A 15,545-nucleotide genomic window follows, 5' to 3' on the forward strand; every position below is an offset into this window, starting at 1 on the left:
GTGTGACCAGCGCGAAACTAACGTTTTGCGCAGTGACAGTTACTGAACCGAGCCGCCGGCCGCAACGATCTTCTGCTCTGCTGAGCCGGAGACCTTGTCAACTACTACGTTCAGCTTAACCGCAATATCACCCTGACCAAGAACCTTGACCTTTTCGTTCTTACGAACGGCGCCCTTCGACACGAGATCAGCGATGGTTACATCGCCACCCTTGGGGTACAGTTCCGCGAGTTTTTCTAGGTTTACAACCTGGTACTCCACGCGGAAAGGGTTCTTGAATCCGCGCAACTTAGGTGCACGCATTACGAAGTTGATATTTCCTGCTTCGAAGCCGAGACGCATGTTGTAACGCGCCTTGGTTCCCTTGGTTCCACGACCCGCGGTCTTACCCTTCGAGCCTTCACCACGGCCGACGCGCATACGGTCTTTCTTTGCGCCTGCAGCCGGACGGAGGTGGTGCATCTTCAGGACCTGCGGGCGGCTTTCGACAGCGTCACTCGAGGACTTCTTCGTGGTCGACGCCTTAGCAGCGGTCGACTTTGCAGGAGCCTTCGTGGCGGGTGCCTTAGCCGCGGGTGCCTTGTCAGCTGCAGCCTTTGCAGGAGCAGCCTTCTTGGCAGCAGGTGCCTTCTTTGGAGTTTCTTTCTCGTCAGCCATTATCAATCTCCTCGACCTTGACAAGGTGAGCAACCGTGTTGACGTAACCACGGTTCTGCGAGTTGTCCTCGCGAATAACAACAGCACCGATGCGCTTCAGCCCGAGGCTGCGCAAAGTGTCGCGTTGATTCTGCTTCTCACTAATTTTGGACTTGATTTGGGTTACCTTCAAGCGACCAGCCATCAGACACCTGCCTTAGCTTCAGCCTCGGCGCGCAACAAGCGTGCCGGGATAACGTGTTCTGCATCGAGACCACGACGAGCGGCAACCGAGCGAGGCTCTTCGAGCTGCTTGAGTGCTGCGACCGTTGCGTGAACGATGTTGATCGTGTTCGAGGAACCGAGTGACTTGCTGAGAACGTCGTGAATTCCAGCGCACTCGAGTACGGCACGAACGGGTCCACCAGCGATAACACCAGTACCGGCAGATGCGGGACGCAGCAGAACTACGCCTGCAGCAGCCTCACCCTGAACGGAGTGGGGAATCGATGCGGCGACGCGAGGAACGCGGAAGAAGTTCTTCTTCGCCTCTTCAACGCCCTTTGAGATCGCGAGAGGAACTTCGCGAGCCTTGCCGTAACCGACACCGACCATACCGTTACCGTCACCGACGACGACGAGAGCGGTGAAGCTAAAGCGACGACCACCCTTGACGACCTTCGATACACGGTTGATGGTGACGACGCGCTCCAGGAACTGGTTCTTGTCGTTGTCGCGGCTGTTGTTTCCGCCACGGCCACCACGGTCAGGGCCACGCTCACGGCCGCCACGACGAGCCTCGCGAGGCTCGCTTGTGACGTCGGTTGCTGGGGCGTCTACGACGACCTCAGGTACGGAGATGGCGCTAGTCGCCTCAGCGGCCACGGCCTGCTCCTTGTTAGTTGTCTTGTTGTCCACGTTGTCGCTCACAGGTTCAATCCACCCTCTCGCGCTCCGTCGGCGATAGCTGCAACGCGACCTGCGTAGCGGCTTCCACCACGATCAAATACGACGGCTTCAACACCGGCGAGCTTGGCGCGTTCTGCAACCATTTCACCGATCTTGCGTGCCTTGGCGGTCTTGTCGCCATCGAACGTACGCATGTCAGATTCCATGGTCGACGCCGAAGCGACAGTGATGCCCTTGGAGTCATCGACAACCTGGACGAATACGTGACGCGCTGAACGCGTGACCACGAGACGGGGGCGCACCTCAGTGCCCACAACCTTCTTGCGGAGACGTGCGTGCCGGCGACCCTTGGCTGCCGACTTGCTCTTACCTCTGGTTCCGAGAGCCATGTCTACTTACCACTCTTTCCGGCCTTGCGACGAACGATTTCGCCGGCGTAGCGCACACCCTTGCCCTTGTAAGGCTCTGGCTTGCGCAATTTACGAATGTTGGCTGCTACTTCGCCAACCGCCTGCTTGTCGATGCCGCTGACAACTAGTTTGTTGTTTCCCTCGACCGCAAAGCTGATGCCTGCGGGCGGGTCAACGGTGATCGAGTGTGAGTACCCGAGAGCAAACTCAACTGAGCTGCCCTTTGCTGTAACGCGGTAACCAGTACCAACGACCTCGAGGCCCTTGGTGTAACCGTCGGTGACACCGACGATCTGGTTAGCGATGAGCGTACGAGTCAGGCCGTGAAGCGAACGCGATTCGCGCTCGTCGTTCGGACGGGTTACAAGAACCTGTCCCTCTTCGAGCGCAACCGCGATAGGAGCCTTGACGGTGAGAGCAAGCTCACCCTTCGGGCCCTTTACCGCAACGTTTTGTCCGTCGATGGTGATTGTGACACCAGCGGGGACGTCAATAGGAAGTCTTCCGATACGTGACATTTTGAGTTACCACACGTAAGCGAGGACTTCCCCACCTACGCCCTTCTTAGTCGCCTCTTTGTCGGTCAATAGACCAGAGGAGGTGGACAAAATGGCCACACCGAGTCCGCCAAGAACCTTGGGGATTTCGGTTGAGCGAGCGTATACACGAAGGCCGGGCTTCGAAACGCGCTTGATTCCCTTGATGGAACGCTCGCGAGTGGGGCCGTACTTGAGTTCGATCGTGAGGGTCTGGCCCACGCGAGCGTCCTCGGTGCTCCAGCTGAGGATGTATCCCTCGGCCTTGAGCATTTCGGCCAGGCGCGACTTCAGCTTGCTGTTAGGCATTGAAACGCTGTCGTGGTGCGCCGAATTGGCGTTGCGCAGTCTGGTCAGCATGTCAGCGACCGGATCTGTCATTGTCATTATGTGTTTCCTGTCTCAACTGGTTTCGGCATCCGTTACACGAATGCCGACCTGGTCGATCGGTGTTACTTGGTTAGTTAGTTGCGTTCTCTGCTGAACGGAACGGGAAGCCGAGTGCCTTCAACAGCGCGCGACCCTCTTCGTTGTTCTTTGCAGTGGTAACGATAGTGATATCGAAACCGCGAACGCGGTCAATCTTGTCCTGATCGATCTCGTGGAACATTGACTGCTCCGTGAGGCCGAACGTGTAGTTACCGTTGCCGTCGAACTGCTTGTCCGAAAGGCCACGGAAGTCGCGGATACGAGGAAGCGCGAGCGAGATCAGGCGGTCAAGGAATTCCCAAGCGCGGTCACCACGGAGGGTGACGTGTGCGCCAATGGGCTGTCCTTCACGAAGCTTGAACTGAGCAATCGACTTGCGAGCGCTCGTTACGTAGGGCTTCTGACCGGTGATCGCGGTGAGGTCCTTGACGGCCCCATCGATGATCTTTCCGTCGCGAGCTGCTTCACCAACACCAGTGTTCACGACGACCTTGACGATCCCCGGAATCTGGTGAACGTTGGTCAGGCCAAGATCCTTCTTGAGCTGTTCCGCAAGTTCAGTGCGGTACTTCTGCTTGAGGCGCGGCTGGATTTTGCCAGCAGCAGGTGCAGTCGTCGTCATTAGTCTGCGTCCTTCTCGGTTGCCGTTTCGGCATCCTTCGTCGAGGCCTTGGGCTCAGCCTTAGCTGCCTTCGACTTCTTGGTCTCTACGCGGCGCGACTTCTTGAAGAAGCGCTCGCGCGTGGTCTTTCCACGGTCATCGGTGCCGACAGTGAAGCCAACGCGAGCCGGGAGCTTGGTCTCGGGGTCAACGAGGGCGATGTTCGACACGTGAATTGGTGCCTCCATCGTCTCGATGCCACCGGTCTTGGTGCCACGCTGAGTCTGACCAACCTTGACGTGCTTGGTGACAAAGTTGACACCCTCCACGACAACGCGATCTTTTCCAGCGATCACACTGATAACGCGACCCTGCTTGCCGCGGCTTCCGCCGCGCTCTTGGGTCGGGCCGCTGATGACCTGTACGAGGTCACCCTTGCGAATCTTTGCCATAACTACAGCACCTCCGGTGCGAGAGAGATGATCTTCATGAACTTCTTGTCACGAAGCTCACGGCCGACCGGTCCGAAGATGCGGGTACCACGGGGGTCCCCACCATCGGACTTAAGGATTACGGCAGCGTTCTCATCAAACTTGATGTAAGAACCGTCTGAACGACGAGTCTGCTTGATGACGCGAACGATGACGGCCTTGACGACCTCACCCTTCTTGACGTTTCCGCCAGGGATCGCGTCTTTTACGGTTGCCACAATGACATCGCCGAGACCTGCGTAACGACGGCCTGAGCCACCGAGAACGCGAATCGTGAGGAGCTCCTTGGCGCCGGTGTTATCGGCAACCTTTACTCGGGATTCCTGCTGAAGCATTACTTAGCCTTTTCGAGGATCTCGACCAGACGCCAGCGCTTCGTGGCGCTGAGCGGACGGGTCTCGCTGATAAGTACGGAGTCACCGATGCCGGCCGTGTTGGCCTCATCGTGGACCTTCACCTTGGAGTTACGGCGGATGACCTTGCCGTACAACGGGTGCTTTACGCGGTCTTCAACGATGACAACGATGGTTTTGTCCATCTTGTCGCTCGTTACGATTCCGCGACGGGTCTTACGGTACCCACGAGCGACCTCGGCGGTCTCCGCGGTCTTGTTGTCTTCAACCTTGGCCATGACTACGCCTCCTTCGTCTCGTCGGTGGCGTCTGCTGCGGGTTCAGCCGCGGCGTCAGCCTTCTTGGTGCTGCGCTTCTTGGTTTCCTTGGCAGGAGCCTCAATAGCAGCAGGAGTTGCACGGATACCCAGCTCGCGCTCACGGATGACCGTGTAGATGCGAGCGATGTCGCGCTTGACAGCGCGAATACGTCCGTGGCTTTCCAGTTGACCCGTTGCGGCCTGGAAACGAAGGTTGAAAAGTTCTTCCTTCGCCTTCTTCAGTTCGTCAATGAGTCTTTCGTCTTCAAAAGTGTCTAGCTCGACTGGGGCTAGCTCCTTGGATCCGATCGCCATTATGCGTCGCCCTCCTCGCGCTTGATGATGCGTGCCTTGAGGGGCAGCTTGTGAATTGCACGAGTGAGTGCTTCGCGCGCAGTTGTCTCGTCCACGCCGCTGAGCTCGAAGAGCACGCGACCTGGCTTGACGTTGGCGACCCACCACTCGGGCGAACCCTTACCGGAACCCATGCGGGTTTCAGCAGGCTTCTTGGTTAGCGGGCGGTCGGGGTAGATGTTGATCCACACCTTTCCACCACGCTTGATGTGACGCGTCATAGCGATACGAGCTGCCTCAATCTGGCGGTTCGTAACGTATGCCGGCGTCAAAGCTTGAATTCCATACTCGCCAAACGACACCGTGGTTCCACCAGTAGCGTGGCCGCTACGGGAGGGGTGGTGCTGCTTGCGGTACCTGACCTTACGCGGAATCAACATTGTTATGCCTCAACTCCTGCTGCAACCGTTGCGTCAGCCTTAGGAGCTTCTGCCTTCGGTGCTTCTGCCTTAGGGGCCTCAGCCTTGGGGGCTTCAGCCTTTGGTGCGGACGAAGGGCCACCGGTACGACGACCACCACGGTCGCCACCATCGCGACGCTCTGGGCGTGACGACTTCTGGTTAGCCTGCTCGCGAGCGAGCTCCTTGTTGGTGATATCGCCCTTGTAGACCCATACCTTGACACCGATGCGACCGAAAGTCGTCTTGGCTTCATAGAAGCCGTAGTCGATGTTTGCGCGAAGCGTGTGCAGCGGTACGCGACCTTCACGGTAGTACTCTGAACGGCTCATTTCTGCGCCACCCAAACGACCCGATACCTGGATGCGAACACCCTTGACGGAACCTACGCGCTGAGCACCCTGAAGACCCTTACGCATCGCACGGCGGAAAGCCACACGAGCAGCAAGCTGCTCGGCGATTCCCTGTGCAACGAGCTGAGCTTCAGCCTCGGGGTTCTTGACCTCGAGGATGTTGAGCTGAATCTGCTTACCGGAGAGCTTTTCGAGCTCTCCACGAATACGCTCTGCTTCGGCGCCGCGGCGACCGATCACGATGCCCGGACGGGCGGTGTGAATGTCAACACGAACACGGTCACGGGTGCGCTCGATTTCAATGCGAGCGACACCTGCGCGGTCGAGGTTCGACTTGAGCAGGTTACGGATCTTTACGTCTTCTGCAACGTAATCGCTGTAACGCTGACCCACCTTGGTGCTGTCAGAGAACCAACGCGACACGTGGTCGGTGGTGATTCCCAGACGGAAACCGTAGGGGTTTACCTTCTGTCCCATTACTTCTTCCCTGCCTTGTCGGCCTTGGCTTCAACGACGTGGTCTGGCGTGGCCAGAACAATCGTGATGTGGCTGGTGCGCTTCAGAATCTGGAACGCACGGCCCTGGGCACGCGGCTGGAAACGCTTCAACGTGGCTCCATCATCGACAAACGCCTTCGAGATGATCAGATCTTGTTCGTCCAAGAAGCTGTTCGACGCATCTGCCTTGACTCGTGCGTTAGCGATTGCCGAAGCAACCAGCTTGTACACGGGCTCGCTCGCGCCCTGGGGGGCGAACTTCAAAATTGCTAGCGCTTCCTGTGCTTGCTTGCCGCGGATCATGTTGACAACGCGACGAGCCTTCATAGGGGTCACGCGGATGTGACGCACACGTGCGATCGACTCCACCATTTCTCTACCTCCTACGCCACCGCGTTAGCGGCGACGACCCTTCTTGTCGTCCTTCACGTGTCCGCGGAAGGTACGTGTCGGCGAGAACTCGCCGAGCTTGTGACCAACCATGGTTTCCGTGATGAATACCGGAATGTGCTTGCGACCATCGTGAACCGCGATCGTGTGACCCAGCATTGCTGGAACGATCATTGAGCGGCGCGACCAGGTCTTGATTACGTTCTTGCTCTTGGCTTCGTTCGCCTTGACAACCTTTTGTAGGAGGTGGTCGTCGACGAAGGGGCCCTTCTTCAGACTGCGTGGCATCTTCTGACTCTCCTACTACTTGCGCTTCTTGCCGACATTGCGGCGGCGAACGATGAGCTTGTCACTGGGCAGTTTGCGCTTACGAGTGCGCCCCTCTGCCTGGCCCCAAGGGGAAACGGGGTGACGTCCACCGGACGTCTTACCCTCACCACCACCGTGGGGGTGGTCGACGGGGTTCATGGCAACACCACGGACGGTCGGGCGAACGCCCTTCCAGCGCATGCGGCCGGCCTTACCCCAGTTGATGTTCGACTGCTCGGCGTTGCCGACCTCGCCGATCGTTGCACGGCAACGAACGTCAACGTTGCGGATTTCTCCGGAAGGCAAACGCAGCTGCGCGTAGGGGCCTTCTTTTGCAACGAGTCGAACAGATGCGCCTGCGGAGCGGGCCATCTTGGCGCCACCACCGGGGCGAAGCTCGATCATGTGAATGACCGTACCCACGGGGATGTTCTTCATCGGCAGGTTGTTGCCTGGCTTGATGTCAGCACCAGCACCCGACTCGATGATGTCGCCCTGCTTGAGCTTGTTTGGCGCAATGATGTAACGCTTGCTGCCATCAACAAAGTGAAGCAGTGCGATACGTGCAGTGCGGTTGGGGTCGTACTCGATCTCGGCAACGCGGGCGTTTACGCCGTCTTTGTCGTTGCGCTTGAAGTCGATGACGCGGTACTGGCGCTTGTGGCCACCACCAACGTGACGGCTCGTGATGCGACCTGCGTTGTTGCGGCCACCAGTCTTCGGCAGAGGGCGCAGAAGCGACTTCTCTGGGGTCGAACGGGTGATCTCAGCAAAGTCTGCAACCGAGGATCCACGGCGACCAGGCGTCGTGGGCTTGTACTTGCGAATAGCCATTAGTTTCTCCTTGGTCCTTAGCCGACAGCGGTGAAGATGTCGATAGAACCGGACTTGAGCGTGACGATGGCGCGCTTGGTGTCTTTGCGCTTTCCCATACCGAACCGAGTGCGGCGAGTCTTGCCCGTGCGGTTCAACGTGTTAACCGAATCAACCTTGACACTGAAGATCTTCTCGATAGCGAGCTTGATCTCGGTCTTGTTCGCACGGGGGTCAACCTCGAAGGTGTACTTTCCCATGTCGATCAGGTTGTAGCTCTTCTCGGAAACCACGGGAGCGATGATGATGTCGCGTGGGTCCTTGTACGTGACGGTCATGCGCTGACCTCTTCCTTGTTCGAAGACTTGGTGTTGAACGCAACGAATGCGTCGAACGCGCCCTTGGTGAACACGATGTCGTCGCTGACGACGACGTCGTAGGCGTTGAGCTGGTCGAACGTCAACACGTGAACCGCGTCGAGGTTGCGAATGCTCTTGAGGCTGGTTGCATCATCGCGCTGAAGAACAACGAGAACGTTCTTGCTCGGCGCGATGCTCGTGAGCAACGCCAAGACAGTCTTCGTCGAAGGCTTGCCTTCTACAGCGAGAGCGTCGATGACGTGAATGCGCTCACCGCGGGCCCGGTCAGACAGAGTGCCGCGAAGTGCTGCAGCAATCATCTTCTTGGGGGTGCGCTGTGAGTAGTCACGCGGGTGTGGACCGTGAACGATTCCACCACCCTTCATCTGAGGAGCACGGATCGAGCCCTGACGAGCGCGACCGGTTCCCTTCTGCTTGAACGGCTTGCGACCCGAACCCGAAACTTCACCGCGACGCAGGGTGTTGTGCGTACCCTGACGTGCTGCTGCGCGCTGAGCGACAACAACTTGGTGGATGAGGGGAACGTTGGTCTGCACGTCGAAGATCTCGGCGGGAAGCTCAACAGAATCAACCTTCTTGCCCTTGGCGTCGATGACGTCGATGGAGGTAGCCATGTGTACTACGCCCCCTTCACTGCGTTGCGGACGAAGACGATGCGACCGCGAGCTCCGGGAACGGCGCCCTTGATGAGCACGAGTCCCTTCTCAAGGTCGATCGCGTGGACGGCGAGGTTCATGACCGTTACCCGGTCACCACCCATACGACCGGCCATGCGCATGCCCTTGAAGACACGGCTGGGGGTCGACGAGGCACCAATGGAACCAGGCTTGCGGTGGTTGCGGTGCGAACCGTGGCTCGCAGAAACACCCTTGAAGTTGTGTCGCTTCATAACACCGGCGAAACCCTTACCCTTGCTCGTGCCGACAACGTCGACCTTCGAGCCTGGGGTGAAGATGTCGACTGCAAGCTCTTGGCCAACGGTGTATTCCGCGGCGTCAGGAGTGCGAATCTCGGTGATGTGACGGCGAGGCGTAACGCCTGCCTTGTCGAAGTGACCCGTAAGCGGCTTGTTGACCTTACGAGGGTCAATCTGGCCGTACGCGATCTGGACTGCGCTGTATCCATCAACCTCGAGGCTACGCAGCTGCGTAACAACGTTCGGGGTGATTTCGACAACAGTCACGGGAACGAGCTTGTTGTTCTCGTCCCAAACCTGAGTCATACCGAGCTTCTTGCCCAGCAGACCCTTAGTCGTCTTAGTTATAGACATTATTTTCCTTATCGGCTCTGTCGCTCAATAACTGCGCGAGCTAAAGCTTGATCTCGATGTTGACGTCAGCCGGCAGGTCGAGACGCATAAGCGAATCCACAGCCTTAGGCGTCGGGTCGATGATGTCGATGAGCCGCTTGTGGGTGCGCTTCTCGAAGTGCTCGCGGCTGTCCTTGTACTTGTGGGGAGAGCGGATAACCGCAATCACGTTCTTCTCGGTGGGCAGCGGCACTGGGCCTACTACCGTGGCACCCGCGCGGGTAACCGTGTCAACAATTTTGCGTGCCGACGAGTCGATGACCTCGTGGTCGTACGACTTAAGTCGAATGCGGATTTTTTGTCCCGCCATGACTGGCTCTCTTCCCTTAGTACTTTGGCTGCACTGCGGGCAACTGGGCTGTTCGACGCCGGATGTTGCCACCCGAAGAAGCTCAGCACTTCTGCTTTCGCACCACTATTTATCTGTCAAGTTCTTGCTGTCACTGCTTGTGATACCAACTCGCGAAACCGCGAGGGGAATGTGCCGGCGAGCCGGCACAAACTCTCCCCGCACCATTGCCTCTTTCAAGGAAATGTTCTTTTTCAAGAAGTTGTGGGGAGTTGGTTAAGCTTGGTTCTGCTCCCCGCGGCCTAGCTACTACACGATGTGAGAAACACGCTCTGCGTGAAACACACGTTGTGGAACTATGCACTGCCTGGGAGTGATTCGCACGCACGTGGCGGCGAAGTGTTGAACTAGAAGAGTCTGTCACATTCGGGCATTTGCTGCAACCCGGGCGTGTCGGAATTTTGAGGGTGTTTAGTGAGAGTGCTTCACAACGTCTCGCACGCCATCCACGAATACGCTTTCCACTAAGGGAACACCCGGCCGATAGGCCAAATGGCGGTAGTTCGGGGCATCAATAATTTGAGCATTTGCTCGAGCGCCAACCCGCAAATGTCCCACGTCATCGAGGCGCAAAGATCGGGCCCCACCCCAGGTCGCCGCCGTCACGGCCTCAAGAGTTGTCATCCCCATCTCTCGCACCGCCAGAGCGATGCAAAACGGGAGAGACGACGTGAAACTAGAGCCGGGATTGCAATCGCTGGCCAGAGCGACCGTCACGCCAGCGTCGAGCAGGCGCCGTCCATCCACGAACGGATGTTTCGTAGAAAACTCGACCCCTGGCAGCACACCAGCCACCGTGCTACTGCCGGCGAGCGCGTCCACATCGGCATCGCTGAGATACGTGCAATGGTCGACACTCGCAGCGCCAAGGTCAACCGCAAGCTGCACGGCCCCAGACTCCGCCAACTGCGCGCCGTGAAGACGGGCGCCAAGCCCACGAGCCTGCCCCGCAGTGATGATCGCCCTCGACTCCTCCACTGTGAAGGCACCGTTATCGCAAAAGACATCGATCCAGCGTGAATAAGGAGCACACGCGTCAAGCATCTCCCCCATGACAAGGCGAACGTACGCCGCACGGTCATCAACAAACTCCGCCGGGACAACGTGAGCGCCCAAGAACGTAGTCTCTGCCGTCAACGTCGACGCCAAACGCAGCATCCGTGCCTCATCGTGAGCCGTCAAGCCATAACCGCTCTTGATCTCGACCGTTGTTGTACCCTGCCGCCGCATCTCGGCAACCAGCGCAGTCGCATTGTCTAGGAGCTGTTCGTCGCTCGCCGCGCGCGAAAGCGCAACAGTGCGACGAATTCCGCCAGCCTCGTAACTCTCGCCTGCCATCCGCGCCTCAAACTCATCAGACCGATCGCCCGCGAACACCACATGACTGTGGCTATCAACGAAACCAGGAAGCACACAACGGCCCTGGGCATCCACTCGCGTATCGGCAGTCGGCGCATCGGCAGACGAACCCCACCAGACAACACGACCGCCCTCAAAAACGATCGCGGCATCGCTCAACTCTGGGCGCTCAACGTCATGCGTCAGCAAGAGGCCGATGTTGTCGATCACCGTGCTTGCCTGAGCCGCGCTCTTCATCGCAGCGCAGCTCCCGAAATCGCCTCGAGAACGCACAGCGCCACCAAACGAACAGTACGTTCATCCGCAGAATCAGACGCGGCATCCACCTCAACCAGATCAATTGACGACACCGAAGAATGCGCTCCAGCAAGACGCGCGGCAACGCGAAGCTCGAAGGCCGAAATACCGCCAGGAACTGACGCCGGGCACGCCGGGGTCACCGAGCGGTCGCAGACATCCACATCAAGATCGACATGGATAGGGCCGCCCCCGGAACCCGCAATCTCTAACGCTTGCGCCATGACGTCGTCCATCGGCCGCGTGCGCAAGTCGTCTCGCGTGATGACCGTAATGCCAGCATCACGCGCACGCTGCGCATACGCCAACGAATTGGCCAAAGGCTCGATGCCAATCTGCACCACACGACGCCCATCGAGACCAGCCTCGAGAAGCCGTCGAACGGGAGAACCATTAGTGACGCCATCGCGCAAGTCATAGTGCGCATCCAGCGTAATCAACCCTGCCGAACCCACCGCGTCACCCCAACGACCCAACGCCGTCGGCACCGTCGCAGCGTTGTCACCGCCCAACGCCACCACCAGATCAGCGCGCAACGCCGCAACCGCCTCGATCGCGCTGTGCTCGTGTAAATCAGGTTCACGAACGTTGCCAGCGTCCACAATGCGCAAGTCAGTCAGCGCGGCATAGCGCCGCAACATCTCCCGCACCGCATTCGGCGTCGTGTGGGCTTGCGTTGGCGACAGAGACGTGCGCGACGTCGGCATACCAATCAGCGCGACATCCGCCCACTCATCGCCGACCGGAGCAGGCCAGTCCCCCGCACGCGGCCAGAGAGGATCAGAGTTGAGCATTGTCACCTTCCGTCATCGGGATGCGCACACCCAAGTTCTCGGCGACCGCAATGGCCTCATCGTAACCAGCATCGACGTGGCGAATCACGCCCATCCCCGGATCATTCGTCAACACCCGCTCAAGCTTCTGCGCCGCCAGCTCAGTACCATCAGCAACCGTGACCTGACCGGCATGAATCGAACGCCCGATGCCGACACCCCCGCCGTGATGGATCGACACCCACGTCGCCCCTGAGGACGTATTAACCAGAGCGTTCAACAGCGGCCAGTCAGCAATCGCGTCCGACCCATCTTTCATAGCCTCAGTTTCGCGATACGGCGACGCGACCGAACCACTATCAAGGTGGTCGCGGCCGATCGCCAGCGGTGCCGCCAGCTCCCCCGACGCCACCATCTCGTTAAAGAGGAGACCAGCTTTGTCGCGCTCACCGTAACCGAGCCAGCAAATGCGCGCCGGTAGCCCTTGAAAGTGCACCCGTTCGCCAGCAAGCTTGATCCAGCGGGCCAGCGACTCGTTCTCGGGAAAGAGGTTAAGAATTGCCTTGTCAGTCTTGTGGATATCGTTCGGATCGCCGCTGAGAGCGGCCCAGCGGAACGGCCCCTTGCCCTCGGCAAACAGCGGGCGGATGTACGCCGGCACGAACCCCGGGAACGCAAACGCATCTGCATAGCCTGCCGCGAGCGCCTCAGTGCGCAAGTTGTTGCCGTAGTCGAACACCTCGGCACCCTGCCGCTGGAACCCGACCATGCCCTCAACGTGGATCGCCATAGATTCGCGCGAGCGCTGAGCGAAACCCGGATCACGACGAGCCGACTCCCAATCATCGAAATCGACTCCAAGCGGAAGGTACGCCAGTGGGTCATGGGCACTTGTCTGGTCCGTGACGATATCGATGGGTGCCCCCATCGCGAGCAACTCAGGGATTGCCGCGGCAGCATTGCCCAGGACGCCAATCGAGAGGGCCTTCTTTGCTTCGCGCGCCGCCACCGCGAGCTCAACGGCGTGACCCAGATTCTTCGCCTCGACATCCAAATAGCCGTGATCGATACGACGCGTGATGCGACTCTGATCCACATCGACACAAATTGCAACACCGTCGTTCATGGTTACGGCGAGCGGTTGGGCGCCTCCCATGCCTCCGAGGCCAGCCGTGAGGGTAATGGTGCCGGCCAAGGTTCCCCCGAAACGCTTCGCCGCGACGGCAGCAAAAGTTTCGTAAGTGCCCTGCAGGATGCCCTGAGTGCCGATGTAGATCCATGACCCGGCCGTCATCTGGCCATACATGGTGAGGCCGAGCTGCTCGAGGCGACGGAACTCATCCCAGTTAGCCCAATCTCCGACCAGGTTCGAGTTGGCGAGCAACACTCGAGGTGCCCACTCGTGGGTCTGCATGACGCCGACTGGCTTGCCCGACTGAACCAGCAGGGTCTCATCGCCCTTGAGCGTGGTGAGCGAGCGAACAATGGCGTGGTAGCTCGGCCAGTCGCGGGCGGCTTTGCCCGTGCCACCATAAACAACGAGATCTTCTGGATGCTCGGCAACCTCAGGATCGAGATTATTTTGCAACATGCGCAGCGCACCCTCCTGCTGCCAGCCCAGAGTGTTGAGGGTGCTTCCCCTGTGTGCGGTAATCATCAGTGCTCCTAGTGAAAAATGATGGTCGGTGACGGTCAGTTGCTAACGCAGGTCAGTCCCTAAGTCAGGTCAGTGACGGAGCGAGCTGCGGCAAGCAGAGCGCCAGACTGAACAAGGTCGACACTCGCGGCAATGTCGGGTGCTAGGTAGCGGTCGGGCCCTGCGCCGGGTACCCGCTCGCGGAGGGAATTGATCACAGCAGCGGATACTGGCGACGGTGATTCTCCTCGCATTTCGATCCCCCGCGCTGCCGTCAGAAGTTCGATTGCCAGCACCCGGGAGAGCCCATCGATGCTGCGCCGGAGTTTGAGCCCCGCGCTCCACCCCATCGACACGTGATCCTCCTGCATCGCGCTCGTCGGAATCGAATCGACGGATGCTGGGGCCGCCAGCCGCTTAAGCTCACTGACAATTCCCGCCTGCGTGTACTGGGCGATCATGTGGCCGGAGTCGACTCCGGGGTCGCCGGCGAGAAAAGCGTTGAGCCCACCGTTTCGGTTGCTGTCGAGAAAGCGGTCGGTGCGGCGTTCACTCATGCTGGCGACATCCGCGCTCACAATTGCGAGAAAATCGAGCGCGTACCCAACGGGCGCACCGTGGAAGTTTCCGTTGGACTCAAGACGGCCATCGAGCGTAACGACGGGATTGTCGATCGCACTGGCGAGTTCGCGCTGAGCGACCATCGTGGTGTGCTCAACAGTGTCGCGGGCGGCACCGTGCACTTGAGGTGCACAGCGAAGGGAGTAGGCGTCCTGCACCCGGGTGAAGCCGTTGCTGGCGTGCGCCGCAATGGTGCCAGAACCTGCGAGGACGGCGCGCATGTTCGCGGCAGAGCGGGACTGACCGGGATGGGGCCGAAGCTGCTGCAGGTCGTCCGCGAAAACCCGGTCAGTGCCAGCAAGCCCTTCAACGCTGAGGGCTGCAGCAAGATCGGCGGTAGTCAGAAGTGCCCGAAGATCAGTGATCGCCAGCGACAGCATGCCGAGCATCCCATCGGTGCCATTGATCAGAGCGAGGCCCTCCTTCTCGTGAAGAACGACCGGCGCAATCCCTGCTGCTCGAAGCGCTGCGGATGCTGGCAGCAATTCTCCGGCGACGCGAACGTCGCCTTCGCCCATGGCCGCTAGCGCGCAATGGGCGAGCGGTGCGAGATCGCCGGAGCACCCGAGGCTGCCGTATTCGCCCACGATGGGGGTGATGCCGGCGTTCAGCAACGCTGCATAGGTTTCGGCGACGATTGGGCGCACGCCGGTGCGGCCGGTGGCCATCGTTGACAGGCGCAGCAGCATGGTGGCCCGAACGACTTCTGCATCAATCTCGGCGCCGGAGCTGGCGGCATGGCTGCGCACGAGCGACCGCTGAAGCTGCACCCGCTGTTCGGGCGCAATGTGCTTCGTTGCCAGGGCACCGAAGCCAGTCGACACTCCGTAGTGAGGCCGCACATCGTGGGCGAGCGCGTCGATCACGGCTCGCGATGTGGCAATCGCCTCAAGGGCTCCGGGGTCAAGTTTCACGGGTGCACTGTGGCGCGCAACCGCGACAACGTTTGCGATGCTCAACGGACCAACGCCGATTGTGACGGCCGTGACGGGGGCAAGATTCATGCTCCCAGTGAACGCGTATTGGGCTTCCGACGCGAGAGCC

23 protein-coding genes and 1 pseudogene are annotated in these 15,545 nt (G+C 59.5%); all 24 read right to left on the reverse strand.

Annotated elements, in window-relative coordinates; genetic code table 11:
- Positions 1 to 39: 39 nt before the first annotated feature.
- The 24 genes and pseudogenes from rplO to hutH all read right to left on the reverse strand — a co-directional run bounded on the left by rplO (position 40) and on the right by hutH (position 15,505).
- On the reverse strand, positions 40 to 657 hold the full coding sequence (rplO, locus tag ON14_RS05880) for a 50S ribosomal protein L15 (protein WP_010203810.1): 618 nt from the start codon (positions 655 to 657) through the stop codon (positions 40 to 42).
- Positions 650 to 841 carry a 50S ribosomal protein L30 gene (gene rpmD / locus ON14_RS05885; RefSeq protein ID WP_010203811.1) on the reverse strand — a complete coding sequence of 64 codons (192 nt, stop codon included), beginning with the start codon at positions 839 to 841 and terminating at the stop codon, positions 650 to 652. The genes rplO and rpmD overlap by 8 nt, the downstream gene beginning before the upstream one ends.
- Positions 841 to 1,566 (reverse strand): 30S ribosomal protein S5, encoded by a 726-nt coding sequence (gene rpsE / locus ON14_RS05890; RefSeq protein WP_010203812.1) that lies wholly within the window; start codon positions 1,564 to 1,566, stop codon positions 841 to 843. Before rpsE ends, rpmD begins: the two co-directional genes overlap by 1 nt.
- Entirely contained in the window at positions 1,563 to 1,934 is a 372-nt protein-coding gene (gene rplR, locus ON14_RS05895; RefSeq protein ID WP_010203813.1) for a 50S ribosomal protein L18, read from the reverse strand. Before rplR ends, rpsE begins: the two co-directional genes overlap by 4 nt.
- A gap of 2 nt (positions 1,935 to 1,936) precedes the next feature.
- Positions 1,937 to 2,473 (reverse strand): 50S ribosomal protein L6, encoded by a 537-nt coding sequence (gene rplF, locus ON14_RS05900; protein ID WP_010203814.1) that lies wholly within the window; start codon positions 2,471 to 2,473, stop codon positions 1,937 to 1,939.
- A 6-nt stretch (positions 2,474 to 2,479) separates the two neighbouring features.
- The gene (gene rpsH, locus ON14_RS05905; protein WP_010203816.1) at positions 2,480 to 2,878 is read right to left on the reverse strand and encodes a 30S ribosomal protein S8; all 399 of its coding nucleotides are present in this window, start codon (positions 2,876 to 2,878) and stop codon (positions 2,480 to 2,482) included.
- 73 nt (positions 2,879 to 2,951) lie between these two features.
- Entirely contained in the window at positions 2,952 to 3,542 is a 591-nt protein-coding gene (rplE, locus tag ON14_RS05910) for a 50S ribosomal protein L5 (protein WP_010203818.1), read from the reverse strand.
- A gap of 95 nt (positions 3,543 to 3,637) precedes the next feature.
- Positions 3,638 to 3,973, reverse strand: a pseudogene (rplX, locus tag ON14_RS05915) (50S ribosomal protein L24); the annotation flags it as partial.
- Between the two features lie 2 nt (positions 3,974 to 3,975).
- Positions 3,976 to 4,347: a 50S ribosomal protein L14 gene (gene rplN, locus ON14_RS05920; RefSeq protein WP_010203824.1), complete on the reverse strand. Its 372-nt coding sequence runs from the start codon at positions 4,345 to 4,347 to the stop codon at positions 3,976 to 3,978.
- Positions 4,347 to 4,643, reverse strand: coding sequence for a 30S ribosomal protein S17 (gene rpsQ / locus ON14_RS05925; protein WP_010203825.1), 297 nt, complete (start codon positions 4,641 to 4,643; stop codon positions 4,347 to 4,349). Before rpsQ ends, rplN begins: the two co-directional genes overlap by 1 nt.
- 2 nt (positions 4,644 to 4,645) lie before the next feature.
- Positions 4,646 to 4,978: a 50S ribosomal protein L29 gene (gene rpmC, locus ON14_RS16300; RefSeq protein ID WP_010203826.1), complete on the reverse strand. Its 333-nt coding sequence runs from the start codon at positions 4,976 to 4,978 to the stop codon at positions 4,646 to 4,648.
- Positions 4,978 to 5,397: a 50S ribosomal protein L16 gene (rplP, locus tag ON14_RS05935; RefSeq protein WP_010203827.1), complete on the reverse strand. Its 420-nt coding sequence runs from the start codon at positions 5,395 to 5,397 to the stop codon at positions 4,978 to 4,980. The genes rpmC and rplP overlap by 1 nt, the downstream gene beginning before the upstream one ends.
- 2 nt (positions 5,398 to 5,399) lie before the next feature.
- Complete coding sequence (gene rpsC, locus ON14_RS05940) at positions 5,400 to 6,245, reverse strand: 30S ribosomal protein S3 (RefSeq protein ID WP_010203829.1); 846 nt, start codon at positions 6,243 to 6,245, stop codon at positions 5,400 to 5,402.
- Entirely contained in the window at positions 6,245 to 6,637 is a 393-nt protein-coding gene (rplV, locus tag ON14_RS05945) for a 50S ribosomal protein L22 (RefSeq protein WP_010203830.1), read from the reverse strand. Before rplV ends, rpsC begins: the two co-directional genes overlap by 1 nt.
- 24 nt (positions 6,638 to 6,661) lie before the next feature.
- Positions 6,662 to 6,943: a 30S ribosomal protein S19 gene (gene rpsS, locus ON14_RS05950; RefSeq protein ID WP_009773127.1), complete on the reverse strand. Its 282-nt coding sequence runs from the start codon at positions 6,941 to 6,943 to the stop codon at positions 6,662 to 6,664.
- 15 nt (positions 6,944 to 6,958) lie between these two features.
- Positions 6,959 to 7,798 carry a 50S ribosomal protein L2 gene (rplB, locus tag ON14_RS05955; protein WP_009773128.1) on the reverse strand — a complete coding sequence of 280 codons (840 nt, stop codon included), beginning with the start codon at positions 7,796 to 7,798 and terminating at the stop codon, positions 6,959 to 6,961.
- 17 nt (positions 7,799 to 7,815) lie between these two features.
- On the reverse strand, positions 7,816 to 8,115 hold the full coding sequence (gene rplW, locus ON14_RS05960) for a 50S ribosomal protein L23 (RefSeq protein WP_010203832.1): 300 nt from the start codon (positions 8,113 to 8,115) through the stop codon (positions 7,816 to 7,818).
- Positions 8,112 to 8,771, reverse strand: coding sequence for a 50S ribosomal protein L4 (gene rplD / locus ON14_RS05965; RefSeq protein WP_010203834.1), 660 nt, complete (start codon positions 8,769 to 8,771; stop codon positions 8,112 to 8,114). The genes rplW and rplD overlap by 4 nt, the downstream gene beginning before the upstream one ends.
- 5 nt (positions 8,772 to 8,776) lie before the next feature.
- Complete coding sequence (gene rplC / locus ON14_RS05970) at positions 8,777 to 9,427, reverse strand: 50S ribosomal protein L3 (RefSeq protein WP_010203835.1); 651 nt, start codon at positions 9,425 to 9,427, stop codon at positions 8,777 to 8,779.
- 40 nt (positions 9,428 to 9,467) lie between these two features.
- Positions 9,468 to 9,776, reverse strand: coding sequence for a 30S ribosomal protein S10 (gene rpsJ, locus ON14_RS05975; RefSeq protein WP_009773132.1), 309 nt, complete (start codon positions 9,774 to 9,776; stop codon positions 9,468 to 9,470).
- 450 nt (positions 9,777 to 10,226) lie between these two features.
- A complete protein-coding gene (hutI, locus tag ON14_RS05980; protein WP_010203838.1) occupies positions 10,227 to 11,411 on the reverse strand; it encodes an imidazolonepropionase in 1,185 nt (394 codons plus the stop codon).
- Positions 11,408 to 12,265, reverse strand: coding sequence for an arginase family protein (locus tag ON14_RS05985; protein WP_010203841.1), 858 nt, complete (start codon positions 12,263 to 12,265; stop codon positions 11,408 to 11,410). The genes hutI and ON14_RS05985 overlap by 4 nt, the downstream gene beginning before the upstream one ends.
- The gene (gene hutU, locus ON14_RS05990; protein WP_010203843.1) at positions 12,252 to 13,901 is read right to left on the reverse strand and encodes a urocanate hydratase; all 1,650 of its coding nucleotides are present in this window, start codon (positions 13,899 to 13,901) and stop codon (positions 12,252 to 12,254) included. Before hutU ends, ON14_RS05985 begins: the two co-directional genes overlap by 14 nt.
- A 59-nt stretch (positions 13,902 to 13,960) precedes the next feature.
- On the reverse strand, positions 13,961 to 15,505 hold the full coding sequence (gene hutH / locus ON14_RS05995) for a histidine ammonia-lyase (protein WP_010203844.1): 1,545 nt from the start codon (positions 15,503 to 15,505) through the stop codon (positions 13,961 to 13,963).
- Positions 15,506 to 15,545: the final 40 nt, after the last annotated feature.

It is taken from the genome of Salinibacterium sp. PAMC 21357, assembly GCF_000247645.1.
GTDB lineage: Bacteria > Actinomycetota > Actinomycetes > Actinomycetales > Microbacteriaceae > Rhodoglobus.